Origin of the sequence: Microvirga sp. 2TAF3, from assembly GCF_052114965.1 — a bacterium.
GTDB lineage: Bacteria > Pseudomonadota > Alphaproteobacteria > Rhizobiales > Beijerinckiaceae > Microvirga.
Genome location: NZ_JBFRFT010000003.1, coordinates 164,100 through 189,725 on the forward strand (window position 1 = coordinate 164,100; position 25,626 = coordinate 189,725).

The following is a 25,626-nucleotide window of genomic DNA, read 5'->3' on the forward strand; positions in this document are numbered from 1 at the left end:
GCGCTCCACCGATCCCCCTCCGGATCGGAGATGCGCGAATGGGCGGCAAAGCCGACCAGCTCCACCACCCGAGAATCCGTTCCAACTCATAAACAGTGAGTCGCTTGACTAACCGTTAACCATCTCCCCGCTCAGTCCGCATCCCTCCGCCTTTGCCGGACGGCCGACGCATGGGCGTCAGTGATCCCGGTGGACAACGCCGTTGTCCAGGTCGGCCTCGGCACCCTCGACGGAAGACAATTGGTTTTGGACCTCTCGCAGCCAAGCGAGATTGGCCTCATTGTCGTCTTCGGCAAGCGCGCGTTCAGCGGCCCGAAGTTCGCTATGTAACGTGCGTGCGCGGCGATGCAAGGTGATGGCTTGCCTCAATGCGTCTTCAAGCCGCAAGGGATCCGCATGCGAATCGAGCATCCAGCGGTCGCCGGGACGCACCAGAGAGGTCAATCTTTCCGCCACCTGGGCCAGACCCGACCGCTCCAGACGGGCCTGCATCACGCCCGGACCGGCTGGCTCGCCATGGGCCGCATCATCGATCAGAAGGCGCCGCAAACCTTGCGCACCCTTCCCCTCAAACTCAAGCTCAGCAAGGATTTCAGCGTGGTGTTGCAGCATCTCCGGATGGGCCAGGAAGGCGCACAGGATCATCGCTTCGCGGGGCGACTCGGCCGTGCCGCCAGTGAAAAGAGCGCTGCGCGCCAGGAGCGGGCTGACGCTCAAACGGGCGCTCGGCGTCGTTGGGGAAGGTCCCCACCGGTCGCGCCGCGAGCCACCGCCCTGACGATTGAAACGTCCAGGCCGAAGATCGGGATTTTGCACCGTTAAGCGCGCTTCGACCTCCTCCCGATAGTACCGTTTGAGGGTTTCGTCGCGAATCAGTGCAAGCGATTCGCGCAGGCGATGCTCCAGAGCCGCCTTCCGTTCCGGCGTATCGAGCGGCCCCGCCTCCATCTCCCGCGCCCAGAGAATGTCGATGAGGGGCCTCGCCGCGGCTAGCACCCGCTCGACGGCGGCCGCGCCGCCCGACCGGGCGAGGTCGTCCGGATCCTGCCCCTCGGGCAGCAGGGCGAAGCGCAGGGATTTGCCGGCGCTCAGGTTCGGCAGGGCGATATCGAGCGCCCGATAGGCGGCCCGCCGCCCGGCCTTGTCGCCGTCGAAACAGAGGATGGGCTCGTCCGCCATGCGCCAGAGCAGCGCGAGCTGGTCCTCCGTGAGCGCCGTGCCGAGGGGTGCGACCGCATGGGTAAAGCCCGCGACGCTTAAGGAAATCACGTCCACATAGCCCTCGACCGCGATGACCGTGCCTTTGTCATGGGCGGGCTTGCGGGCAAGATGGTAGTTGTACAGAAGCCGTCCCTTGTTGAAGAGCGGCGTATCCGGCGAGTTCAGATATTTCGCCGAGACTTCCGCGCTCATGGCGCGCCCGCCGAAGGCGATGACCCGGCCGCGCACGTCGCAGATCGGGAACATCACCCGGTCCCGGAAGCGGTCATAGGGAATCTTCACATCCTCGCCGGAATAGAGAAGCCCGGCCTCCTCCATCATCTCGATGGGGATGCCCTTCCCGGCCAGATGATCGCGCAGGGCATAGCGCTCCGGCGGCGCATAGCCGATGCGGAAACGCTCCTGCGTCTCGCGGCTCAGGGAACGGCCGGCGAGGTAATCCCGCGCCTTCAACCCGAAACGTCCCTGGAGCGAGGCCATGAAGAAATCCGCCGCCATCTCCATGACGTCATAGAGGGAGTTGCGCTTGACCTCCTCTTCCCGGTCCTCCCAGGAGAGCTTCGGCAGCGTCACCCCCGCCTCCCCGGCCAGCCGCTCCACGGCCTCGGGGAAGGATAGGCCCTCCGTCTCCATGAGAAAGGTGAAGATGTCCCCGTGCTTGCCGGAGGAGAAGCAGTGATAAAACTGCTTCTGGTCGTTCACATAGAAGGACGGCGTTTTCTCCGCATTGAACGGCGACAGCCCCTTCCATTCCCGCCCTGCCTTTTTAAGACGCACGCGCTTTCCCACGACAGCCGAAACCGGCAGCCGGGCGCGGATCTCTTCAAGGATTTGGGGCGGGTAGCGCACGAAGCGGGTTCTCCAAACCTGCTGGATAAACTAGGGCGTCACGATAGGGAACGACACGCTTCGGCTTCCCAAGGCTTTGCCCGCTATTCACAGGAGCCCGGCCCGCGAGAGCCACCGGGCGCATATCGCAACCCTCGGCTTCGCATTCGCGATGGTGGCAACGACGCGGGAGCTCGTGCCCCGGGGGTCATAACACCATCCTCCCCTCCCCCTTGCGGGGAGGGCTGGGGTGGGGTGTTGGCGCTTGGCTGGTTCCAGGTTAGCGCTCACACCCCCACCCTGCTCTCACCCCTTCGGCAGCATATCCTTCACGAGACCGCTCGCCTTGCCGAAATCCATGCGGCCCGCGTATTTGCCGCGCAGGAGGCCCACGACCTTGCCCATGTCCTTCATGGAGGCGGCGCCCGTCTCGGCGACGGCGGCCTCGATGGCGGCCTTCGTCTCGGCCTCATCCATCTGCTTGGGCAGGAAGGTGGCAATGACCTCGGCCTCCTCCTTTTCCTGCTGGGCGAGTTCGGGACGTCCGCCCTGTTCGTACATGGCGATGGATTCCTGGCGCTGCTTGATCATCTTCTGTAGGAGCGCGAGAATTTCGTCCTCGGTCGTCTGTCCCTTGCCGGCGCCGCGAGCCTCGATGTCCTTGTCCTTCAGGGCGGCCTGAATCAGGCGGATGGTGCCGAGCCTGCGCTTGTCGCCGGCCTTCATGGCCTCTTTCATTTCCGTCGTGAAACGTTCGCGCATGGCGCATCTCCTTTTATTTATAAGGCGCTTGAGCGTTGACGTGGCGCGAGCGGCCCCTTAAGTCACGGGGATAGTTCAAGGGCGGCCCAGGGTGGCCTCTGCTCAAGCGCGGCCCATTAGGCTCGGACTTAAAGAGATCATGACGATGCTGCAAGACAAAGACTCAGCGAGTGGCTGGACGGAGCCGCGCGCAACGGCCGTTCTCGTGCTCCAGGACGGCACGGTGCTGGAAGGCTTCGGCATCGGCGCGGCGGGCGAGGCCACGGGCGAGGTCTGCTTCAACACGGCGATGACAGGCTACCAGGAAATCCTGACAGACCCATCCTATGCCGGGCAGATCATCACCTTCACCTTCCCCCATATCGGCAATGTGGGCACGAACGAGGAAGACATCGAGAGCGTCAACGCCGCCTCGTCCTCCGGGGTGCGCGGCGCCATCATGGCGGCTGCGGTCACGGATCCGTCGAACTGGCGCGCCTCCCGCCACCTCGATGCCTGGCTGAAGGCCCGCAATATCGTCGGCCTGACCGGGATCGACACCCGCGCGCTCACCGCCCTGATCCGCGAGAAGGGCATGCCGAACGCGGTCATCGCCCATGACCCTGACGGCCGGTTCGACCTCCCCGCCCTCAAGGCCCGCGCCGCCGCCCTGCCCTCCATGGACGGCCTCGACCTCGTCCCCATGGTCACGAGCGCCCAGCGCTTCGACTGGGACGAGAGCACCTGGAAGCTCGGTGAGGGCTACGGCAAGCAGACGCAAGCCAAGCACCACGTGGTCGCCATCGATTACGGCGTGAAACGCAACATCCTGCGCCTTCTGGCCCGGGCGGGCTGCAAGGTCACGGTCGTGCCGGCCACCGCCTCGGCGGAGGATGTGCTGGCCCTGAAGCCCGACGGCGTCTTCCTCTCCAACGGCCCCGGCGACCCGGCGGCGACCGGCGAATATGCGGTGCCGGTGATCAGGAAGGTGTTGGAGGAAAAGATCCCGACCTTCGGCATCTGCCTCGGCCATCAGATGCTCAGCCTCGCCGTCGGGGGCAAGACCAAGAAGATGCACCAGGGCCATCACGGCGCGAACCACCCGGTGAAGGACAAGACCACCGGCAAGGTCGAGATCACCTCGATGAACCACGGCTTCGCGGTCGACCCCGAGAGCCTGCCCAAAAACGCCGTCGAGACCCATGTCTCGCTCTTCGACGGCTCGAATTGCGGCATCGCGCTCACCGACCGCCCGGCCTTCTCGGTGCAGTATCACCCGGAGGCTTCGCCCGGCCCGCAGGACAGCCACTATCTCTTCGACCGCTTCGTGAAGCTGATCGAGGACGGGAAGGCGACGCGCCAGGCCTGAAAACAGCGTCTTCCGGCGAAGCGGGCAGCGTTTCACCGGAAGAATTCCGCATCCGCGACAAAGCGGTGCGTTGCGCCCCTTCCCCAAATCACGTTAACCGTTTGGTAACCATAAAAACCGACGATTTAACCTTGATTTGGGGGTTTCTCCGATGACGATTGATGAGAATTCCGGCGAATTCAGCCGCCTGCACAGCCTGTTCACGTTTCATCTTGGGGTCGCCGTCACCCTGTCCTGGCTGACCTCGCTCTATGCCTCCTTCTATGCTCCCTGGGTCCGCAACATCCGTCCGCTCATCGACCCGTCCTATTCGGGCCAGGCGGAGAGCACTTGGTCGTTCCTGTTCGCCTTTCCGGTGGTGTTGAGCGTCGCCTGGGTGATAGCTTTTTCGGGGCGCGAGATCCTGCGCCATGTGAAAATGCTGAAGAACCAGACGCTCGAGTTCGGCATTGCCGCTGTCGTCGCCTTCGCCCTGTTCTATCTCGCCATCGACCGTGCCGTCACGGCAATGCTGATCGCCTCTTGAAGGCAGGATAAAAGTCCGCAATCCGAAGGTCGGAGCATCTCGGCCTGGAGGCTTTCTTCGCGCCGCGCTATGAGGCAGGGTGACAAATCCAATCCTCTCTCATGGCCATCAAGCATGAACTGGCGCGATTACTGGAACCAAGACACGCCGATCTATGCGGGCGAGCGGCACAAGCTCCTGCATTACCGGCTTGTGGCCAACGACATCGCCGGCCTGATCCCCTCTCCCAAGGCGCGGGTGCTCGATTACGGCTGCGGCGAGGCCCTGTTTGCGGACCGTGTCGCAGCGCGGTGCGGGCACCTTTATCTCTGCGATGCGGCCCCGCTGGTGCGCGACCGCCTGCGCGAGCGGCTTGGCGGCAATTCCAAGGTGACGATCCTCGCGACAGAGGAGCTTTCGGACTTGGAGGATGCCTCCCTCGATCTCATCGTAGTCAATTCGCTGCTGCAATACCTTTCCCTCGACGAGCTGCGCACCGTGCTGGAGATCTGGCGCGGCAAGCTGAAGGCGGATGGCAAGCTGGTGATCGCCGATGTGGTTCCCCCCGATGTGAGCCCGGTCACGGACGCCAAGGCGCTCCTCTCCTTCGCCTGGAAAGGCGGCTTCCTGAAATCCGCGATGTTGGGCCTCGCGCGCACCGCCCTCTCCGATTACCGCAAGATCCGGGACGAGATCGGCCTGTCGCATTACAGCGAGGCGGAGATGATTGAGATCCTGCGCGATGCTGGCTTCGCCCCGGAGCGCGTGGAGCGTAACCTGGGACACAACCAGGCGCGCATGACGTTTGCGGCGAGACCTGTCTTCCCCACCTCTCTTTGAGGGAGAGGTGGACGCGCGATACGCCCTTTGTCATTCCCGGCCGGAGCGCAGCGGAGGGGAAGGGAATCCATTTTCACCGCAACGTTTCCTCCTGGCCCCCCTTCCCGGCCTGACGGTCACCGGGGATGACAAGGGAGCATCACGCGAACGTCCACGCCTTGTGGGCCACAAAGCTCCACAGCATCACGATTCCCGTCGTCACGAGCTGAGCGGCCAGATAAGGCGCGCCGAGCCAGACGGTGAAGACGTGCATGAACAGCCAAGTCAGCAGGAACCCGACGAAAGCCACCACGGCGAAACGCCAGGTTGCTTCCCGGTGGGGACGACTGCTCGCGTAAGTGTGCTTGCGGTTCAGGGCATAGGAGACGAGCCCGCCTGCCACGTAGCCGACAAGAGTCGCGGGCACGGGATGGGATCCCGCTCCCTCCACGAGGCCGATCAGGAGGCCGTAATGAACGATCGCCGCCGCCACGCCGACACCGAAGAAGGCGACGAACTGGCGCGCAAGGCGCTGGAATGAGGTCAGTGCAGTCACGGCTCCCCGGATAGCCTTTATCGGCTAGTCTCGTCACCTCAAAAAGGAAATACGGAATCCGTTAGCCCTAGATGCGGCGCTGCTCCGCCTTGGCGATGATGTCCTTGAGGATCGCGGCAGTCTCTCGATCCGACTGCCTCAAGGACTCTTTGCAGATCCCGAGGACGCGCTCGTAACGCTCCGCATTCGCCGTGAGCGACCGGATCGCCGCGGAGCCGATCAGCAGCGGCATGGCATTGATCATGCCATCGCGGGTCCGGGGCACGCGAGATCCGAGCTTCGCCGCCTGAATGATCTTCACCACCGGCGCCGCCCGCCCAGTCGCAAAGAAGCGACCCCATAGGAAATCCAGATCTCCGGGATCCTTCACCATGATGGCGTCCGCCGAGGCAGGCGGCCCTGTCTTCGCCAAGTCCCCGTCCAGTTGCGCCCTCATCCGATCGGACCAGACGCTCCTGATGAATTCCCTTGCCTCGGGTCTTCCCGAATACCAGAGCGCCCTGACGATGAAAGCCCGTTCGGCATCCTCGAAAGTTTTCCAGTCCCTGAGCATGGCAGGAAGGCGCCGGGGGTTCTGCTCGAACACGCCGCTCAGGAACCCGGTGGTCCCCATCGCCAGGCCCAACGCCTGGGATGTCTTCGGGGTGTCGAGAAGCCGCAACCGGCTCATGTCTTTCAAGGCGTTCGGAATGGCTTCGGGATCGGGAGATCGATGATACGACTGGACCCATTCCCCAAGCTTGGCCTTCGACATCTCCTGGGAGTGGGATGGCGCGGAAAACGAGGCAGCCCAACCAACCGCAATCGCCGCCACCGTGAAGCGCAAGATGGATCGCATGACTTCCCCCTAGGCCGTACAAGCGCGAGCTTAAGTATATCATTACGCGTTGTACAATCATTCATCGGGCCCAAATGAGCGACGAGGCCTTTGAATCTGCGCCGGCTCCGTGTAAGAGCCTCTCTCAACCTTCAATCTGACACACACGCCAGCTGCGCTCGAAGCGCCGCATCATGCGGCCGCGCGGCTGGATATGCCTGGGTGGCCATATGCCGAAACGGACAGACATCTCTTCCATCCTCATCATCGGCGCGGGCCCGATCATCATCGGCCAGGCCTGCGAATTCGATTATTCGGGAACTCAGGCCTGCAAGGCCCTGAAGGAAGAGGGATACCGAATCGTCCTGGTGAATTCGAACCCGGCGACGATCATGACCGATCCCGATCTCGCCGATGCCACCTACGTGGAGCCGATTACCCCCGAGATCGTCGCCAAGATCATCGAGAAGGAGCGTCCGGACGCGCTGCTGCCCACCATGGGCGGTCAGACGGCGCTGAACTGCGCCCTTTCGCTCAAGAAGATGGGCATTCTCGAGAAGTACAATGTCGAGATGATCGGCGCGACAGCGGAGGCCATCGACAAGGCGGAGGACCGCCATCTCTTCCGCGAGGCCATGACCAAGATCGGCCTCGACACCCCAAAGTCCCGGCTCGCCAACGCCTCGGCCCTGAAGAAGGCCGACCGCGACGCCTATCTCGCCGAACTCGCCCGCCTGGAAGCCCTCGACATCCATCCCGGCGACAAGAAGCGCATGATTGCCGCCTACGAGCTCAAGTGGAACGCGGGCGAGAACGACCGTCGCAAGCGCTACCAGGAGCACGCCATGGGCGAGGCGCTGCTTGCCCTCTCCGAAGTCGGGCTTCCGGCCATTCTCCGCCCCTCCTTCACCATGGGCGGCACGGGCGGCGGCATCGCCTATAACCGCGAGGAATTCCTCGACATCGTCGAGCGCGGCCTCGACGCCTCCCCCACCAACGAGGTGCTGATCGAGGAAAGCGTGCTCGGCTGGAAGGAATACGAGATGGAGGTCGTCCGCGACAAGGCGGATAACTGCATCATCGTCTGCTCCATCGAGAACATCGATCCGATGGGCGTGCATACGGGCGATTCCATCACCGTCGCCCCGGCTCTGACGCTGACCGACAAGGAATACCAGATCATGCGCGACGCCAGCTTGGCGGTTCTGCGCGAGATCGGCGTCGAGACCGGCGGCTCGAACGTGCAGTTCGCGGTCAATCCCGAGAACGGCCGCATGATCGTGATCGAGATGAACCCGCGCGTGTCGCGCTCTTCGGCGCTCGCCTCCAAGGCCACGGGCTTCCCCATCGCCAAGGTCGCGGCCAAGCTCGCCGTCGGCTACACGATGGACGAGATCGCCAACGACATCACCGGCGGCGCGACCCCGGCCTCCTTCGAGCCGACCATCGACTACGTGGTCACCAAGATCCCGCGCTTCGCCTTCGAAAAATTCCCCGGCGCCGAACCGACCCTCACCACCGCCATGAAGTCGGTGGGCGAAGCCATGGCCATCGGCCGCACCCTGCCGGAATCGCTCCAGAAGGCCCTCCGTTCGCTCGAAACCGGCCTCACCGGCCTCGATGAGATCGAGATCGAAGGCCTCGGAAAGGGTGACGACAAGAATGCCATCAAGGCGGCGCTCGGCACCCCGACCCCGGACCGCCTCCTGAAAGTGGCCCAGGCCCTGCGCCTCGGCGTGAGCCATGACGAGGTCCATGAGAGCTGCAAGATCGACCCCTGGTTCCTGGAGCAGCTCCAGGCCATCGTCGACCTGGAAGCCAAGGTGAAGGCCCACGGCCTGCCCCAGACGCCGGGTGCCTTCCGCCACCTGAAGGCCATGGGCTTCTCGGATGCGCGGCTCGCCGTGCTCTCCCATAAGACCGAAGCCGAAGTGCGCGACCTGCGTCGCTCGCTTGCCGTGCGCCCGGTCTTCAAGCGCATCGATACCTGCGCGGCCGAGTTCGCCTCCCCCACCGCCTATATGTACTCGACCTACGCGCCCCTCTTTGCGGGCGAGCCGGCGGACGAAGCCGCTCCGTCGGATGCCAGGAAGGTCATCATCCTCGGCGGCGGGCCGAACCGGATCGGCCAGGGCATCGAGTTCGACTATTGCTGCTGCCACGCCTGCTTCGCGTTGAAGGATGCGGGCTACGAGACCATCATGGTCAATTGCAACCCGGAGACGGTCTCGACCGACTACGACACCTCGGACCGGCTTTATTTCGAGCCGCTGACCCAGGAGGATGTGCTCGAGATCATCGAGACCGAGCGCTCAAAAGGCACGCTCCACGGCGTCATCGTGCAGTTCGGCGGCCAGACACCCCTGAAGCTCGCCCATGCGCTCGAGGAGGCCGGCATCCCGATCCTCGGCACTTCGCCGGATGCCATCGACCTTGCGGAAGACCGCGACCGGTTCAAGCGCCTGCTCGACAAGCTGCATCTCAAGCAGCCGAAGAACGGCATCGCCTATTCGGTGGAGCAGAGCCGCCTGATCGCCGCCGATCTCGGCCTGCCCTTCGTGGTGCGCCCCTCCTACGTGCTCGGCGGCCGGGCCATGGCCATCATCCGCGACGAGGCGCAATTCGAGGAATATCTGCTCGGCACCCTGCCGAGCCTCATTCCGTCGGACGTGAAGGCGCGCTACCCGAACGACAAGACCGGGCAGATCAACACGGTTCTGGGCAAGAACCCGCTGCTCTTCGACCGCTATCTCTCCGATGCGATCGAGGTGGACGTGGACTGCCTCTGCGATGGCAAGGACGTGTTCATCGCCGGAATCATGGAGCATATCGAGGAGGCGGGCATCCATTCGGGCGATTCCGCCTGCTCGCTCCCGCCCCGCTCCCTGTCGAAGGAGATCATCGCCGAGCTGGAGCGCCAGACCAAGGCGCTGGCGCTGGCGCTCGATGTCGGCGGCCTGATGAACGTGCAATACGCCATCAAGGACGGCACGATCTACGTGCTCGAGGTCAACCCCCGCGCCTCGCGGACGGTGCCCTTCGTGGCCAAGGTCATCGGCGAGCCCATCGCCAAGATCGCAGCAAGGGTCATGGCGGGCGAAAACCTGGCGAAATTCGGCCTTACTCCGAAAGAACTGCCCCATATCGGCGTGAAGGAGGCGGTCTTCCCCTTCGCCCGCTTCCCCGGCGTGGACGTTCTGCTCGGCCCGGAAATGCGCTCGACGGGCGAGGTCATCGGCCTCGACCGAGGCTTCGGCGTCGCCTTCGCCAAGAGCCAACTCGGCTCCGGTACCCAGGTGCCGAAGACGGGAACGCTCTTCGTCTCCGTGCGCGACTCGGACAAGGCCCGCATCCTGCCGACCGTCCAGATGCTGCAGGATATCGGCTTCCAGATCGTCGCAACGGGCGGAACGCAGAAGTTTCTTGAGGAAAACGGTGTCAGGTCGACCCGCATCAACAAGGTGTTGGAAGGCCGCCCGCACGTGGTGGATGCCATCAAGAATGGCGATATCCAGCTCGTCTTCAATACAACTGAAGGTGCAGGCGCGCTCTCGGATTCCCGCAGCCTCCGTCAGGCTGCCCTCTTGCATAAGGTGCCTTACTACACCACTCTTGCAGGAGCGATCGCTGCAGCCGAAGGCATCAAGGCCTATCTCGGCGGTGATCTCGAGGTGCGGGCGCTTCAGGACTATTTTGCCTGAGGCTCCTGCCCCATAACCGGAACTGCGAAGCTTTCTGAGGAAGTTTTCGTTGATGAGCGAGGGCGTCGGCAACGGCGGCCTCGTACCTCTTTTTGAACGAGACGAACGATGGACAAGGTCCCTCTGACGATCAAGGGTTATGCGGCGCTTGAAGAAGAACTCAAGCAACGGCAACAGGTTGAGCGCCCCCGGATCATCCAGGCGATTGCGGAAGCCCGTGCGCTGGGCGACCTGTCGGAAAATGCCGAGTATCATGCCGCCAAGGAGGCCCAATCCCTCAACGAGGGCCGGGTTCTGGAGCTGGAAAGCCTTATTTCCCGGGCTGAAATCATCGACATTTCCAAGCTCTCGGGCGACCGGATCAAGTTCGGCGCGACCGTGAAGCTCGTCGACGAGGACACGGAAGAAGAGAAGACCTACCAGATCGTGGGCGACCCCGAGGCTGATGTGCGCTCGGGCCGGGTTTCGATCTCGTCCCCCATCGCCCGCGCCCTGATGGGCAAGACGGTCGGCGACACGGTCGAAGTTTCGACCCCCGGCGGCGGAAAGTCGTATGAGGTCGTGGGCGTCCGCTTCGGCTGACCCTATATGGGATAAGGGGGCAGAATCTGAGGGATCGCACCATGCTCCCCTTACCCCGCCGTTCGTTTCTGGCCGGTTTGACCTGCGCGGGATTGGGCTGCGCAGCCTTCGGGCCTGCACTGGCGCAGGCCTTCCCCCAATCATTCTCGTCCTTCGCCGTGGATGTGAGCGTGCTGAAGGCCAAGGGCCTCGGGTCCTTTGCCGATCTTCTCGCCGCAGCGACGCTCCAGCAATTGCGGGCGACCTTCGGCGACCGGATCGATCCGCGCGGGCCGCGTCTCGTGGTGCGCCTGACGGGGATCTTCCAGACCCCGTTCCCCGAGGGCGGAGGCGGCAGGTTCCAACATGGCGGCGGAGGTGGAGGCGGGACCGATTCGCTCGAAGGCGAGGCCCTGGCCATCGGCCCGCATGGCGAGATTCTGGCGCGGCATCCGCAACTGGCAGTGCTGGCGGTCAACAGGAGCGCGACCAACCCTGACGAGCCGGGACGCGCGGTCGAACTCGCACAGAATTATGTGCTCTGGCTGCGGCGGGAGCTGATCAGCTAGCCTCGACTTCGTCCCCGATCGGCACCAGGGGCTCGTCCTTGATCAGGTCGAGCGTCAGCGCAGTACGGACGTTGCGCACGTTCGGGAGGCTGGTGAGGTCCGAGACGAAGCCCTGGAAGGCCGCGAGGTTCGGCGCCACGCATTTCATGATGAAGTCGATATCGCCCGACAGGGTCCAGCACTCGCGGACCATGGTCCAGTCCTTGATGCACTGCTCGAACTCGTTGAGTTCCTTCTTGCCCTGGATATCGAGCTGGACCATGGCGAAGCAGACGATCTCGAACCCTAAGGCCTTCGGATCGAGCATGGCCCGATAGGCCTTGATCACGCCGGCCGCTTCCAGCGCCCGCACACGGCGCAGGCATGGGGGTGCCGACAGGCCGACACGGCGGGCCAGCTCCACATTCGTGATGCTGCCATCGGCTTGCAGTTCCTTGAGGATGGCCCAGTCTATGGAATCGAGGCGTCCGCGCACGTTATCTCCGGGAAAGGCTCGTCTCGGCTGAGTAGACGTTGTAGAGGGTCTGCACAAGAAGGTCAGGCGATTAAGTCGCAATGAACCTCATGAACTCCACAGGCATAAAGATCAAATGTTGCGTGATGCCGGCCTCACTTCCTGGGTTCTCTCCGACGGCAAGGCCGGCGACGAATTGCAGTGCCTGAGCGTGGCGGATGCCCTGGGCCTGGAGCCGGAGATCCGGCGCGTCCGTCCGCGGCCGCCCTTTTCCTGGCTGATGCCCTGGGGGCCGATCGATCCGCGGGAGCGGCCCGGTGCCCGTAACAGCCCCGTCGTCCCGCCTTTTCCCGATCTCCTGATCGGCTCCGGCCGCCGGGCCGTGCCCTATCTGCGCTTCGTGAAGCATGCCTCCGGCGGACGGACCTATACGGTCTTCCTCAAGGATCCGCGCACAGGACCGAATGCGGCCGATTTCATCTGGGCTCCCGAATACGACCGTGTGCGCGGCGTGAACGTGCTCAACACCCTCACCCCGCCGCACCGGGCCTCGCAGCAGCGTCTCGAAACCGCCAGGGCCCACCCGGACCCCCGTCTTGCCCACCTGCCCCACCCTCGCGTGGCGGTGCTGGCCGGCGGCGACAGCCGCCATCACCGCTTCACCGAGGAGGATGTCGCCCGCTTCGTCAAGCATCTGACGGTGCTGGCGGAAACCGGCGTCGGGCTGATGATGACGGCCTCCCGGCGGACCCCGCCGACCTTACGCGATGCCCTGGCCGGCTTGAGCGAGCACCACGGCGGCTTTTTCTGGGACGGCAAGGGCGCCAATCCCTTCGTCGCCCTTCTCGCCCTTGCGGATGCGATCGTGGTGACGGCCGATTCCTTCAACATGGTCGGCGAGGCGGCGGCGACGGGCGTACCGATCCTGGTCTTCGAACCGACCGGGGGGCATCCCAAGTTGCACACCTTCATGAACGGCCTTAAGGCCAAGGGAATTGTGCATGCCTTCGAGGGCCGACTTGAAGGTGCGCCCTACGAACCGCTAAATTCAACGTTCCTGATCGCGAGCGCCATCGCCCAAGGCCTGGCCCGTCACCGCTGTGCCCTCGGCTTGCCCGACGCGGCCTTCTCACTGGAGAATTCTTGATGGCCCATACCCACGCCAAGCTCATCATCATCGGCTCTGGGCCTGCGGGCTATACAGCGGCGATCTACGCGGCGCGCGCTCTCCTGGAGCCGGTCCTGATCTCGGGCTTCCAGCCCGGCGGGCAGCTCATGATCACGACGGATGTGGAGAACTATCCGGGCTTCGCCGACGTGATCCAAGGTCCCTGGCTCATGGAGCAGATGCGTCTTCAGGCCGAGCATGTGGGCACCCACATGGTCTCCGACCATATCGTGAAGGTGGACCTGAACACCCGTCCCTATCGGTTGGAAGGTGATTCCGGCGACGTCTATACCTGCGACGCCCTGATCGTCGCGACCGGCGCCCAGGCGAAATGGCTCGGCCTGCCGTCCGAAGCCCAGTTCCAGGGCTTCGGCGTCTCCGCATGCGCCACCTGCGACGGCTTCTTCTTCCGTGGCAAGGAAGTCGTGGTGGTCGGCGGCGGCAACACGGCCGTCGAGGAGGCGCTCTATCTCGCCAATCTCGCGAAGAAGGTGACGGTGGTGCACAGGCGCGATTCCTTCCGCGCCGAGCGCATTCTGCAGGACCGGCTGTTCAAGCACCCGAATATCGAGGTGATCTGGAATTCCGCCGTCGAGGAGATCTGCGGCAGCGAGGCTCCGGTCTCGGTCACCCATACCCGGCTGAAGAACCTCGTTTCCGGCCAGATTACCGAGCATAGGACGGACGGCGTGTTCATCGCCATCGGCCACAAGCCCTCGACCGAACTCTTCGCCGGCCAGCTCGACATGAAGCCGGGCGGCTATCTTCTGACCAAGCCCGGCTCGACGGCGACCAATATTCCCGGCGTCTTCGCAGCCGGCGACGTGGCCGACGACATCTATCGCCAAGCGGTCACGGCGGCGGGAATGGGCTGCATGGCAGCGCTCGAATCCGAGCGCTACCTCGCGGCTCTGGAGGTCACTCAGCAGGCCGCCGAATGAATCTTTGAAAAGAATTGGTTAGCCTTCGGTTGGAATTCCTATTGCGTCCGACCGAAGCTGATAAGAGATAAGAACCCACTTGCTAAAAGTCGGGATGTCAGGGGAATGCTGTGGATTGGGACAAGATCCGGATTTTCTATACGGTCGCGGAGGCGGGCAGCTTCACGCGGGCCGGTGACGATCTGGGCCTGAGCCAATCGGCCGTCAGCCGTCAGATCAGCGCCCTGGAACGGGAGCTGAAGGCTCCCCTCTTCCACCGCCATGCCCGCGGCCTTATCCTGACCGAGCAGGGCGACCTGCTCTTCCGCGCCGCCCGCGACATGCGCATGCGGCTGGAAACCACCAAGGCGCGTCTGGTGGAGACGAGCGAGCGCCCCTCAGGCGTGCTGAAGGTGACGACCACGGTCGGCCTCGGCTCGATCTGGCTGGCGCAGCGCATCGCCGAGTTTCTCGATCTCTATCCGGATGTGCGCGTCGAACTGATCCTCAACAACGAGGAGCTGGATCTCGCCATGCGCGAGGCCGACGTGGCGATCCGCCTGCGCCGGCCGGCCCAGCCGGACCTGATCCAGCGCCGCCTGTTCACGATCCACTTCCATGTCTATGCCTCCAACGACTATCTCAAGCGTTTCGGCGAACCGAAGACCCTTGAGGACCTGGACAAGCACCGCATCGTCTCCTTCGGCGGCCAGGAGCCGTCCTACCTGACCGCCGTGCACTGGCTTGCGAATGCGGGGCGCGAGGGCAAGGAGCCCCGCCAGTACCACTACGTGGTCAACAACATCACGGCCCTCAGATTCGCCGTCGAGACCGGGGCCGGCATCGCCGTGCTGCCGGATTACGCCGTGGTCGGAAACCCGAACCTGTCCCAGATCCTGCGCGACGTGGAAATGCCGTCCCTCGACAGCTACCTCGTCTATGCCGAGGAAATGCGCTCCGTGGCGCGCGTACAGGCTTTCCGCGACTTCCTGATCAACAAAGCCCAGCGCTGGACCTACTGAATCAGTCGGCCAGAATCGGCCAAGGTCGATGGCTGACCGCGTTCTTGGCATCTTGACGACAAGAGCCATGCATATGACGCAGCCCTTTCATGAGGCATGCTGCATTGCAAAAGGGCTGAATGCAGCCGATATGAGCCTTGGCTGATTTCAACGCGGCAGCGCTATCTTCCTCCCGGCGCTGTCGTGTCGGCCGTTCCCTCTGGAAGGTTTTCGACTTTTGTCGGACCTCACTTTAGCCGGGCTTCGTGCCCGGCTTTTTTTTGCCTTGCTGTCTGGCAGATCCGTCCGGCAGACGGAGATAACCGCCTCAGCCCGACTGCTTCACCTCGTCCTTCAACACCCGGCGCAGAACCTTACCGACATTGGTTTTCGGCAATGCGTCACGGAATTCGATCCGGCGCGGCACCTTGTAGGCGGTCAGGTTTTCGCGGGCGAACTGGCGCAGGGCTTCCGCCGTCAGCGAGGGGTCCTTCCTCACCACATAGGCGACGACCATCTCGCCGGAATGCTCGTCGGGCAGGCCGATCACCGCCGCTTCCATCACGCCCGGATGGTGCGCGAGCACATCCTCGACCTCGTTCGGATAGACGTTGAAGCCGGAGACGAGGATCATGTCCTTCATCCGGTCGACGATCTTCACCTCCCCGTCGGGCTGGATCACGGCCACATCGCCGGTGCGGAAGAAGCCATCCGGCGTCATCACCTTCGCGGTCTCCCCGGGCTGCTGCCAGTAACCCGCCATTACCTGCGGACCCTTGATGCACAATTCGCCGCGCTCGCCGAAGGGCAGCGGCATGCCGTCGCTCGAGCGGACAGAGATATCCGTCGAGGGAATCGGATAGCCGATGGTGCCGGTGAATTCCTCGATATCGAGCCGGTTGGCGCAGGCCACGGGCGATGTTTCCGAGAGGCCGTAACCCTCGACGATGGGCTGCCCCGTCACCTGCTTCCACTTCTTCGCCACCGCCGCCTGGGTCGCCATGCCGCCGGACACGGCGAAAACCAGTTGCGAGAAATCCACCTCCTCGATGCCCGGCGCATTCGCGAGCGCGTTGTAGAGGGTGTTGACGCCGGACATCAGGGTGATCTTCCTGGATTTCAGGGTCCTCACGAAGCCTGGGATGTCGCGCGGATTGGCAATCAGCAACTGGCACCCGCCGATCTTCGTCATCAGAAGCGCGCAAACCGTGAGCCCGAAGATGTGATAGAGCGGAAGCGCCGCCACCATCACATGGTCGCTCCGCTCGCCGAAGAAGGGGCGCATCCAGGCTTCGCACTGGAGCACGTTCGCCGCCACGTTGCGGTGGAGCAGCACGGCGCCCTTGGCCACGCCCGTGGTGCCGCCCGTATATTGCAGGAAGGCGATGTCATCGGGCGAAACGGCGACCGGCTTTAATGGCAGCTTCCCCCCTTCGGAGAGAACCGCCTTGAAGGAGACGGCCTTCGGAAGGTCGAAAGGTTTGACCGCTTTCTTCACGTAGCGCGACACGGCATTGACGATCAGGCCCTTGAGGCCGAGCAGATCGCCGGGGGTGACGAGAACCACGCGATCGAGCCCGAACTCCGGCAGGGTCGCCTGAACCGTTGCCGCGAAGTTCTCGAGCACGAACAGGGACCGCGCGCCGGAATCCTTGAGCTGATGAGCCAGTTCCCGCGCCGTGTAGAGCGGGTTGACGTTCACCACCGTGCAGCCCGACATGAGAATGCCGAACAGAATCGCCGGATAGGCCATGACGTTGGGCAGCATGATGGCGACACGATCGCCTTTCTGGAGACCCTGTGCCTGAAGCCAGGAGGCGACGGCCTCCGCATGGCGACCGAGCTCCGCATAGGTCATCCGCTTGCCGAAACTGTCGGCGGCGAAGCGATCCCCATAGAGCGAGACACCCTCGCGGAAGATGTCGACCAGCGTCCCGATCCTGCTCTCATCGATCGTCGCGGGAACGTTCGGCGGATAGGATTTAAGCCAGGGCCTGGTCGCTGACGGATCCGTCGCGGCCGCGATCGCGGACACCGGGGTGGTCGAACTCATTGTTTTTCCTCCGCTTCGTCATGCGGGTGCTTTATGGGAGATGGCGTCTCCATTGAAGCTTAACTTGGCGCGGTCGAGGGGATTTGTCGATGGGCCGCCCGCGGAGAGGTGGATGGCCGGTCCGAAACCGGCCATCCACAAAGGGCATGTCCCCATTTGGTCGAAGCGCGATCAATGCGCTTTCTGCATGACGAGCTCGGCCGGTCGGCCGCTGAGTTCCGCCATGTGGTCGAACCGGGTCGAGAACGTTCCGACGCCCGAGGTCGCGGAGCGAAGCTCGACGATAAGATCGCCGATCTCGGATTCCGGAATGGTCGCGCTGATCACGTCCCAGCCTGACCATCCCGGCCTCGCGTCATAGCCCAGGATCTGGCCCCGCCGGGACGTGACGAGGCCGGTCGCCTTGGACAGGGCCTCCGTGGGAATGGTGATTTCCACCGACAGCACCGGCTCCAGAAGGACGGGCTTTGCCTTCGGCAGGGCTTCCGCCAGGGCGAGCTTCGCCGCCGCCTGGAAGGCGGCGTCCGAGGAATCGACCGTGTGATAGGAGCCGTCCGTCAGCGTCACGGCGAGATCGACCACGGGAAAGCCGAGAGGGCCGCATTTGACGGCATCCCGCGCCCCCGTCTCGACGGAAGGAATGTACTGGCGCGGGACCACGCCTCCCGTGATCTTGTCCTGGAAGGCGAAGCCCTCCCCACGCGGCAGAGGCTGGACCTCGATCTGCACGTCGCCGAACTGGCCGTGACCGCCCGTCTGCTTGCGGTGCCGCCCCCGGGCGGAGGCAGGCGCACGGATGGTCTCGCAATAGGAGATCCGGGGCTTGCCGGTCTCGACCCCGACCTGGAAGCGGGAGGCGAGCTTCTCCACGGCGACGCGCAGATGCATCTCGCCCTGGCCGAGAAGCCTGATCTCGCCCATATCGGGCCGGGTCTCGACTACGAGAGAGGGGTCTTCCTCCGCGATCTTGGTCAGAGCGCCGCTGAGGCGTACGTCGTCCTTGCGATCCTTCACCCGGATGGCGAAGGCATAGACCGGCTCGGGCGGCGCAATGGACAGGATCGCATCGGGCCGCATCTTGCCGGTACTGAAGCAATCCGCGGTGTCGAGTTCCTCAAGCCTGCCGAAGCCGACCGTATCGCCGGCCTTGGCCTCGGTCGTGCGGGTCGTGCTGGTCCCTATCATGGACAGCAGGCTGCCGATCCGGGCCTCGCCGCCCCGCGATCCGATGACGGTGTCCCCTTCGTGAAACTCGCCGCGCAGCACGCGGGCGACGGAGAGCTTGCCGCCCTGTCCCAGATGCAGGGTCTTCATGATCTGCGCCAGCGGAGGCCCTTCTTCCGGCACGCCGAGACGCGCGCGGGTGTCCTCGAGACCCGGCGCCTCATGCCGCAAGGCCTTGAGCAGACGAGAGACGCCGTTGCTGCGCTCGGCCGAGCCGATGAAGGCGGGCACCACATGCTGGTCCTTCAATTCGCGCGCAAGATCGTCGAACACGCGGTCGCGCGGCGGCTCGATCTCGGAAATCAGGTCTTCCATCAGCGCATCGTCGTAATCCGCCAAGCGTTCGAGCATGGCGAAGCGCGCTTCACGCTCCCGCAGGCTCTCGCCGTCCGGCATGTCGACGATCTCGCTCGGCGCATGCTCGCGATAGATGAAGGCGCGCTCCAGGGCGAGGTCGATGAAGCCGACCGCGATGCCGTCCTTCCAGATCGGGATCTGGCGCAGCAAAAGCGGCGTGCGGGAGGCACGCTGCAGGAGCGACAGGGTTTCCCGGACGCGCCGTGTCGCGATGTCGATCTTGTTGATGAACAGGAAGCGCGGAATATCCGCTTCCTCCAGCTCCCGCAGGATGATTTCGAGGGCGGGAATCTTGCGCTCATCCGCCTCGCAAACGACGATCGCCGCATCGCAGACCGGGATCACGTTGCGCATCTCGTGCATGAATTCCATGGAACCGGGACAGTCGACGAAGGTCATGGTCTCGCCGAGAAATTCGACCGTCGCCACGTTGGGCTCGACGCTCATGCCATGGGCGCGGGCTTCCGCGCTCGCATCGCCTACGCTATCTCCATTCGTCACCCGGCCCGATCGTCCGATCGTGCCGGTGCGCTCCAGGATCGCTTCGAGAAGAGTAGTCTTGCCGCTCTGGAACGGGCCAACGATGGCGATGCATCGCGGGCCCTTCGCTTCTCTGCCGTTAGGTGCCATGACGGTTTCCTTCCTGCCCCCGTCGGCGCGCTCTTGTCGGTCGCGTCAGGTATGGATGCTCTGCCTGTCCGTCCTCCTTGGCAAGGGACTTTCTTGGGAAGGCCCTCCTCCAAAGGAAACGGCCGGGCTTTCACCCGGCCGTCGAAACCACGCTGAAAGAGGCTTTTCCTAACCCGCCGGGCGCAGCTCCAGATCACCGACGCCAAGAGCGAAGTTCAGCCCCGTCTGGCCGCTGACGGAGAGTGGCTGGAGCGCGATGGAACGGTTCGAGCCGCCGACCAGTACGTTGGCGCCGAGACCCGCGCCGACGGTCGCCTCGGCGGTCGCGCCGACATAGCTGCCCGCGAGCGAACCCCGCATCGGCACTCCTTGAGAGAAAACCGCCCATGTGATGACGCCGCGCTGGGTGGCGCCCACATCGAGGCCGAATTTGCGGATCACACCCACATATCTCTCAGGCGGACCGCGGCGGGGCTTGAAGGTGCAGACCGTCCCCTTCTGCGACCCGAGAATGAGGCCGACCCCGCCGGAGACGCTGCAGGTCAGGACGCCGGTACGGACCCGGTTCTGAGCCTGCGCCTCCGTGGCACCGATGGAAGCGATCAGTGCGAGGACCGCGACGGACGTAAGAGCGCGAAGCATCGTGATCTCCTAAAGCTCGGCTTTGACTGGCGATCAACGGATGACGCGAGAACTATGTTCCATTCGCGAGGATGGAAATCCTGGGGAGGGTCGCTCTGGAAGGGCGAAGCACGTCATCCCGGGCGCCGTAAGGCGACCCGGGATCGCAAGACGAGAAAAGCGCCTCGCTCGGGCGACGATCCCGGGTTCCGCTTTCGCGACCCCGGGATGACAGGATCGATTACCGCAGCGATCCGCAGAAGCGCTGGATGCGGTTGCAGGCATCTTCCAGGGCCGCGGTCGAGGTGGCGTAGGAGATGCGGAAGTTGGGGCCCAGTCCGAAGGCCGAGCCGTGAACCGCTGCGACGCCCTCGGCCTCGAGCAGTTCCGAGACGAAATCCTCGTCCGTCTGCAGGACCTTGCCGGACGGAGCGGTCTTGCCGATGGCCTCCACGCAGGACGGATAGACGTAGAAGGCGCCTTCCGGCATCGGGCACTTCAGGAATTTCGACTGGTTCAGCATCGAGACCACGAGGTCGCGGCGCTCCTCGAAGGCTTGTCTGAAGCGCGGCAGGTGATCCTGCGGCCCGTTGAGCGCTTCCACTGCCGCCCATTGCGCGATGGAGGAGGCGCCGGAGGTCTGCTGCCCCTGGACGAAATCCATCGCGTTGATGAGATGCTGCGGGCCGGCCGCGTAGCCGATGCGCCAGCCGGTCATGGCATAGGACTTGGACACGCCGTTCATGGTGAGCGTGCGCTCATAGAGATTGGGCTCGACCTGGGCCGGAGTGACGAACTCGAAATCGCCATAGGTCAGGTGCTCGTACATGTCGTCGGTGAGCACCCAGACATGGGGATGGCGCACCAGCACGTCGGTGATGGCTTTCATCTCGGCGTGGGTATAGGCCGCACCGGTCGGGTTCGAGGGCGAGTTGAGGATGATCCACTTGGTCCTGGGCGTGATGGCGCGTTCCAGGGGCTCCGGCTGGAGCTTGAAGTTGTGCTCCATCGTGGTGTCGACGAAGACCGGCTTGCCACCGCACAGGCCGACCATTTCCGGATACGAAACCCAGTAAGGCGTCGGGATGATGACCTCGTCGCCCGGGTTCAGGGTGGCGAGCAGCGCGTTGTAGATGACCTGCTTGCCGCCGGTCGAGACGATGGTCTGCGACGGCTTGTAGTCGAGGCTGTTCTCGCGCTTGAACTTGGCGGCAATCGCCTCGCGCAGGGGCACGATGCCGGAAACGGGGGTGTATTTCGTCTCGCCGCGACGAATGGCGGCCATGGCCGCCTCCTTGATATTGTCCGGCGTATCGAAATCCGGCTCGCCGACGGAGAGGCTGATGACGTCGCGCCCCTGCGCTTTCAGATCCCGGGCCTTCTGCGTGATCACGATGGTCGCGGACGGCTTGATGCGGGAAAGGGCGTCAGACAAAAAGCCCATGGGAATCCTCCGGTCGGGGCGTTAGAAGGGATGGGTAACGGCGCGGGACCCTAGTCCCCTCAGGCCGTCCAAGCAAGCGAAACAGCCCTGCCTCGCGGGGTTTTTGAGGAGATGCCTTTACCGATGACTTCTTCCATCACCCGCCGCCTCGCGCTCGGCCTCTTCGCGGGAGCGACGCTTCTCGCCACCGGAGCCGCCGCCCAGACCTTTCCCGAACGCGTGATCAAGATGGTCGTCCCCTACCCGGCGGGCGGGCCGACGGACGTCATAGCCCGCATCGTGGCGGAGGAGATGGGCAAGAATCTCGGCCAGAACGTGATCGTCGAGAACCTGGCAGGCGCCTCGGGCGCGGTCGGAACCCGGGCGGTCGCAAAGGCTGAAGCAGACGGATACACCATCGTGTTCGGCAACAACCAGACCCACGGGAACAACATGTTCCTGCTGAAGGAGCCGGGCTACGACGCGATCAAGGACTTCGCGCCGCTGGCGGGCGCGGGCGCCTTCGAGCATGTCTTCGTGGTCAGCAATTCGCTCCCCGTGAAGTCGATCCCAGAGCTGATCGAGCTCGCCAAGAAGGATCCCGGCAAGCTGAATTACGGTTCGACCGGCGTCGGCTCGGGCTCGCATCTGGCAACCGAGCTGTTCATGACCCGCACGGGCATCAAGATGACCCACGTGCCCTTCCGCGGCGCCGCGCCACTGGTGACGGAGCTGATGGCCGGGCGCATCGACGTGTCGAACTCGACCCTGCCGAGCGTGCTGTCCCAGTTTCAGGCGGGCGAAATGCGCGCCATCGGCCTCGCCAGCCCGCAGCGCAACCCGCAGGCTCCCGACGTCCCGACCTTGCGCGAGCAGGGCATCACCGACGCGGATGCGGAATCCTGGGCCGCTTTCTTCGCCCCCGTGAACACGCCCAAGCCCATCCTCGACAAGCTGTCGAAGACGATCATCGCCATCCTCAACAAGCCCGAGGTGAAGGAGCGCATCACCAAGCTCGGCTTCACCCTGAACGTGCGTGATCCGGAGGCTTTCAAGCCATATCTGGCCAAGGAAATCCAGACCTGGGCCGACGTCATCAAGGCAGCCAATATCAAGACCGAGGCGAACTGATCCTCCCCGCCTTGTGCTCCAATCATAAATGATCCGATGGCCGGGCTCGTCCCGGCCATTTCTGTTTGCAGCCCCCGGAAGTTAATAAACTGTTAATTCCGGCACTTGGCCGGGATTCTGAAAGTAGCCTTTTGGTTAACACCCGGAACTTTCTCGATTCACACAGGTTTTCCGCAAGCAGTTCCGAGTTTGAGGAAAAGCGCGATGAACACCACCCGAAGGCCCAACGCGTATCACGTCTCCACCCGCGCCCAGCGCCTCGATCCCCGACAGGAAAGCCGCTTCGCGCTCGCTCTCGTCCTGCTGATGGGGCTCGCGATGATTTGCGTCATGGCGACCACGACCCACGCGCTTTCAAATCACGGGACGCAGGCAAACCTCATTTCCGTGCGGCAATAACGCGGCCGTGATGACCTCGCCGGTTGACGGCCTGCCATAAACAGTTAGCTCTCCGCCCTGTTCGGATGACGGAGAGACTTCATGACCCGGTTGCGCATCACCCTTATCCTTGCCTTCGCCCTTGGCGCATCTCCCGCGACCCTCGCCCAGGACACGCAGCGCATTCGCACCGACAAGGTGGAAGTGATCGTCGAAACCGTTGCCCGCGGCCTGCAGAATCCGTGGGGCCTCGCCTTTCTCCCCGATAACCGCATGCTGGTGACGGAACGACCTGGATACCTGCGCATCGTCACGGCCGACGGCAAGCTCTCCGAGCCGGTCCAGGGCATGCCGCGCATCGCGGCCCGCGGCCAGGGCGGCCTGCTCGACGTTGCCCTCGATCCGAATTTTTCCCAGAACCGGCTCGTCTATCTTAGCTTCGCCGAGGACAGGGGCGACGGCCGGGCGGGGACCAGCGTGATGCGCGGCCGCCTGAACGAAGCCGGGACGGCGCTCGAGAACACGCAGGTCGTCTTCCGCCAGGAGCCGGCCCATACGGGCGGCAACCATTTCGGCTCGCGCCTCGTCTTCGACCGGGGCGGCAACCTCTTCGTCACCCTCGGCGAGCGTTTCGATTTGCGCGATCAGGCGCAGAACCCGGCCAATCACCTGGGCAAGGTCGTCCATATCAAGCAGGAGGGCGGGCCGGCCGGCGACAATCCCTTCCTTAATCGCGAGGGCACGCGCCCCGAGATCTGGTCCATCGGCCATCGCAACGTGCAGGGCGCGGCCCTCAATCCCGCGACCGGAGAGCTCTGGACCGCCGAGCACGGCGCTCGCGGCGGCGACGAGATCAACATCCCGCGCAAAGGAAAGAATTACGGCTGGCCCGTCATCAGCTACGGGGTCGATTATTCCGGCGCGAAGATCGGCGAAGGCACGAAAAAAGCCGGCATGGAGCAGCCAATCTATTACTGGGACCCCTCCATCGCGCCCTCCGGCATGGCGTTCTACACGGGCGACAAATTCCCGGCCTGGCGCGGCAACGTTCTCGTCGGTGCGCTGGCGGGCAAGCTCGTGTCGCGGCTGGAGACGAACGGCGACAAGATCACCGGCGAGGAGCGCATGCTCCACAATCTCGGCGAGCGCATCCGCGACGTGCGACAGGGGCCCGACGGCCTCGTCTACCTGCTGACCGATTCAAGCCAGGGCCGCATCCTGCGGGTGAAGCCGGCCGATTAAAGCATCGTGCGCAAAAGGGAATCCGGCTCGCCTGAAAAGACATCCTGACGAAAGAAGTGAGCCGGTCAGACCCCAAAGGAAAACGCATTCCGGTCGAGGCCGCCGGTGGCGGCGCGCTGCGTTTCCCGCATCGTCGATTGCGGCGGCGGCAAGGAATGCCCCACCATGAACATCAGCGCACTCATGGCCGCAAACAGCGAGAAGACGAAGAACATGCCCGCGCCGCCGAATGCGCCAAGCGCGAACCCGCCCAGCAGCGGACCGAGGAAATTGCCGACCGACGAGAACGAGTGGGCGCCGAAATAGCTGCCCCGATTGGCGTCGTTCGCGATGCCGTCGACAAGCACGTATTCCGCAGGAATCACGAGAACTTCGCCGAGCGTGAACACGACCATAGACGCGATCAGCATCTCGACGCCAGAAGAGGCCGCAAACCCCACCTCTCCCGCAAGGAAGAGAATGCATCCCAGAACGAGCGCGCGAAGCGCACCAATCCTTTGGATCACGTGGCGCGCGGGCGTGCTCGCCAGGAGAACCACGACCGCGTTGGTCGTCACCAGAAGCGCAAAGGCCTTGATGCCGTCCTCGAAGGTGCTGCCGATATATTGCGACAGGGTGACGGACCATTGGCCGTGCACGGCGAGCAGCAGCGTACCGCCGCCGAGGAAGAAGATCAGGCGATGATCGCGAAAAGCCGCGCCGAGATTGCGCAGACTGGCGGCGTGCTTTGCGCCCTCTCCCGTTTCGGCCTGCAACACGCGATGTGGAACGATGCAAGCGACCATGATCGCGAAGAGCGCGTAGACGACTCCGGCAGTCACGAACAGAGCCGAGGCCCCTGTCCCGATCGCCACGCCGATCATCGGGCCGATGGCCCATCCGGCGTTGGTCGCGAGATAGCGCCACGAGAACACGCGCAAGCGCAGATGAGGCGGCGACGCATCGCTCATCAGCGCCCGCGAAACCGGGCTATAGATCGCCTCGGCAATTGCGGAAACGATCTGCGCCGCTCCAAATGTTAGAATGGAATTCGCAAGTCCGAGCCCGACCAAGGCGAACGACATGGACACCAAGCTGATCAGCAAGATGACCTTGCGCCCGACCAGATCGGAAATCGAGCCGGCGAAGGGCGCGATGACTGCGCCCAGGAGTGGCCCCGCGCCAAGCAGCGCGCCGATGCCGGCGGGGTTCAGACCGAACTCCTGCTGCAACTTCAAAGCCAGAAAGGTGAGGCTCATACCACGGGCAATGGCGGTAATGCCGGCCCCTGCGATGAGCAACCATACTATAAATCGCCCCGTGCGCTCCGAGTAACCCATCGCCTGCCCATCTGTATT

22 protein-coding genes are annotated in these 25,626 nt (G+C 63.9%); 12 read left to right on the forward strand and 10 right to left on the reverse strand.

All coding sequences use genetic code 11. The annotated features are described in order from the left end of the window. Positions 1 to 177 precede the first annotated feature (177 nt). Together dnaG and AB4Y97_RS04900 are read right to left on the reverse strand one after the other, a co-directional pair. The gene (gene dnaG, locus AB4Y97_RS04895) at positions 178 to 2,070 is read right to left on the reverse strand and encodes a DNA primase (RefSeq protein WP_441997891.1); all 1,893 of its coding nucleotides are present in this window, start codon (positions 2,068 to 2,070) and stop codon (positions 178 to 180) included. A 285-nt stretch (positions 2,071 to 2,355) separates the two neighbouring features. Continuing rightward, positions 2,356 to 2,811 carry a GatB/YqeY domain-containing protein gene (locus AB4Y97_RS04900; RefSeq protein WP_441997892.1) on the reverse strand — a complete coding sequence of 152 codons (456 nt, stop codon included), beginning with the start codon at positions 2,809 to 2,811 and terminating at the stop codon, positions 2,356 to 2,358. A 145-nt stretch (positions 2,812 to 2,956) separates the two neighbouring features. On the opposite strand from AB4Y97_RS04900, the gene carA reads away from it, so the two are divergent. The 3 genes from carA (at position 2,957) to AB4Y97_RS04915 (ending at position 5,504) form a co-directional block, all read left to right on the forward strand. Then, on the forward strand, positions 2,957 to 4,159 hold the full coding sequence (carA, locus tag AB4Y97_RS04905) for a glutamine-hydrolyzing carbamoyl-phosphate synthase small subunit (protein ID WP_441997893.1): 1,203 nt from the start codon (positions 2,957 to 2,959) through the stop codon (positions 4,157 to 4,159). Positions 4,160 to 4,310: 151 nt separating this feature from the next. Then, positions 4,311 to 4,685 carry a hypothetical protein gene (locus AB4Y97_RS04910; protein WP_441997894.1) on the forward strand — a complete coding sequence of 125 codons (375 nt, stop codon included), beginning with the start codon at positions 4,311 to 4,313 and terminating at the stop codon, positions 4,683 to 4,685. Between the two features lie 114 nt (positions 4,686 to 4,799). Next, the gene (locus AB4Y97_RS04915; RefSeq protein WP_441997895.1) at positions 4,800 to 5,504 is read left to right on the forward strand and encodes a class I SAM-dependent methyltransferase; all 705 of its coding nucleotides are present in this window, start codon (positions 4,800 to 4,802) and stop codon (positions 5,502 to 5,504) included. 139 nt (positions 5,505 to 5,643) lie between these two features. Here AB4Y97_RS04915 and AB4Y97_RS04920 read toward each other — a convergent pair whose 3' ends face one another. After that, a complete protein-coding gene (locus AB4Y97_RS04920) occupies positions 5,644 to 6,039 on the reverse strand; it encodes a GtrA family protein (protein WP_441997896.1) in 396 nt (131 codons plus the stop codon). A gap of 67 nt (positions 6,040 to 6,106) precedes the next feature. Then, positions 6,107 to 6,877 (reverse strand): hypothetical protein, encoded by a 771-nt coding sequence (locus tag AB4Y97_RS04925; RefSeq protein ID WP_441997897.1) that lies wholly within the window; start codon positions 6,875 to 6,877, stop codon positions 6,107 to 6,109. Positions 6,878 to 7,086: 209 nt separating this feature from the next. On the opposite strand from AB4Y97_RS04925, the gene carB reads away from it, so the two are divergent. The 3 genes from carB (at position 7,087) to AB4Y97_RS04940 (ending at position 11,687) form a co-directional block, all read left to right on the forward strand. Then, positions 7,087 to 10,557, forward strand: a complete 3,471-nt coding sequence (gene carB / locus AB4Y97_RS04930; RefSeq protein WP_441997898.1) for a carbamoyl-phosphate synthase large subunit — start codon at positions 7,087 to 7,089, stop codon at positions 10,555 to 10,557. Between the two features lie 108 nt (positions 10,558 to 10,665). Continuing rightward, the gene (greA, locus tag AB4Y97_RS04935) at positions 10,666 to 11,139 is read left to right on the forward strand and encodes a transcription elongation factor GreA (RefSeq protein ID WP_441997899.1); all 474 of its coding nucleotides are present in this window, start codon (positions 10,666 to 10,668) and stop codon (positions 11,137 to 11,139) included. A 41-nt stretch (positions 11,140 to 11,180) separates the two neighbouring features. Beyond that, on the forward strand, positions 11,181 to 11,687 hold the full coding sequence (locus tag AB4Y97_RS04940; RefSeq protein ID WP_441997900.1) for a hypothetical protein: 507 nt from the start codon (positions 11,181 to 11,183) through the stop codon (positions 11,685 to 11,687). Here the strand turns inward: AB4Y97_RS04940 and AB4Y97_RS04945 are convergent. Then, entirely contained in the window at positions 11,680 to 12,162 is a 483-nt protein-coding gene (locus AB4Y97_RS04945) for an Lrp/AsnC family transcriptional regulator (RefSeq protein WP_441997901.1), read from the reverse strand. The genes AB4Y97_RS04940 and AB4Y97_RS04945 overlap by 8 nt on opposite strands. Positions 12,163 to 12,277: 115 nt before the next feature. On the opposite strand from AB4Y97_RS04945, the gene AB4Y97_RS04950 reads away from it, so the two are divergent. From AB4Y97_RS04950 to AB4Y97_RS04960, 3 genes are all read left to right on the forward strand, one after another. Beyond that, positions 12,278 to 13,288 (forward strand): mitochondrial fission ELM1 family protein, encoded by a 1,011-nt coding sequence (locus AB4Y97_RS04950; protein WP_441997902.1) that lies wholly within the window; start codon positions 12,278 to 12,280, stop codon positions 13,286 to 13,288. After that, positions 13,288 to 14,250 (forward strand): thioredoxin-disulfide reductase, encoded by a 963-nt coding sequence (gene trxB / locus AB4Y97_RS04955; RefSeq protein ID WP_441997903.1) that lies wholly within the window; start codon positions 13,288 to 13,290, stop codon positions 14,248 to 14,250. Before AB4Y97_RS04950 ends, trxB begins: the two co-directional genes overlap by 1 nt. 110 nt (positions 14,251 to 14,360) lie before the next feature. Then, a complete protein-coding gene (locus AB4Y97_RS04960) occupies positions 14,361 to 15,251 on the forward strand; it encodes a LysR family transcriptional regulator (protein WP_441997904.1) in 891 nt (296 codons plus the stop codon). A gap of 307 nt (positions 15,252 to 15,558) precedes the next feature. On the opposite strand, the gene AB4Y97_RS04965 is transcribed toward AB4Y97_RS04960, so the two are convergent. The 4 genes from AB4Y97_RS04965 to AB4Y97_RS04980 all read right to left on the reverse strand — a co-directional run bounded on the left by AB4Y97_RS04965 (position 15,559) and on the right by AB4Y97_RS04980 (position 21,559). Next, entirely contained in the window at positions 15,559 to 17,283 is a 1,725-nt protein-coding gene (locus tag AB4Y97_RS04965; RefSeq protein ID WP_441997905.1) for an AMP-binding protein, read from the reverse strand. A gap of 171 nt (positions 17,284 to 17,454) precedes the next feature. Continuing rightward, the gene (locus AB4Y97_RS04970) at positions 17,455 to 19,494 is read right to left on the reverse strand and encodes an elongation factor G (RefSeq protein WP_441997906.1); all 2,040 of its coding nucleotides are present in this window, start codon (positions 19,492 to 19,494) and stop codon (positions 17,455 to 17,457) included. A 168-nt stretch (positions 19,495 to 19,662) separates the two neighbouring features. After that, a complete protein-coding gene (locus tag AB4Y97_RS04975) occupies positions 19,663 to 20,136 on the reverse strand; it encodes a DUF992 domain-containing protein (protein ID WP_441997907.1) in 474 nt (157 codons plus the stop codon). A 220-nt stretch (positions 20,137 to 20,356) separates the two neighbouring features. Next, entirely contained in the window at positions 20,357 to 21,559 is a 1,203-nt protein-coding gene (locus AB4Y97_RS04980) for a pyridoxal phosphate-dependent aminotransferase (RefSeq protein WP_441997908.1), read from the reverse strand. Between the two features lie 123 nt (positions 21,560 to 21,682). On the opposite strand from AB4Y97_RS04980, the gene AB4Y97_RS04985 reads away from it, so the two are divergent. The 3 genes from AB4Y97_RS04985 (at position 21,683) to AB4Y97_RS04995 (ending at position 24,289) form a co-directional block, all read left to right on the forward strand. Continuing rightward, positions 21,683 to 22,669 (forward strand): Bug family tripartite tricarboxylate transporter substrate binding protein, encoded by a 987-nt coding sequence (locus tag AB4Y97_RS04985; RefSeq protein WP_441997909.1) that lies wholly within the window; start codon positions 21,683 to 21,685, stop codon positions 22,667 to 22,669. Between the two features lie 204 nt (positions 22,670 to 22,873). Continuing rightward, a complete protein-coding gene (locus tag AB4Y97_RS04990) occupies positions 22,874 to 23,068 on the forward strand; it encodes a hypothetical protein (RefSeq protein WP_441997910.1) in 195 nt (64 codons plus the stop codon). Positions 23,069 to 23,149: 81 nt separating this feature from the next. Further along, a complete protein-coding gene (locus AB4Y97_RS04995) occupies positions 23,150 to 24,289 on the forward strand; it encodes a PQQ-dependent sugar dehydrogenase (protein ID WP_441997911.1) in 1,140 nt (379 codons plus the stop codon). 65 nt (positions 24,290 to 24,354) lie between these two features. On the opposite strand, the gene AB4Y97_RS05000 is transcribed toward AB4Y97_RS04995, so the two are convergent. After that, on the reverse strand, positions 24,355 to 25,569 hold the full coding sequence (locus tag AB4Y97_RS05000) for an MFS transporter (RefSeq protein WP_441997912.1): 1,215 nt from the start codon (positions 25,567 to 25,569) through the stop codon (positions 24,355 to 24,357). Positions 25,570 to 25,626: the final 57 nt, after the last annotated feature.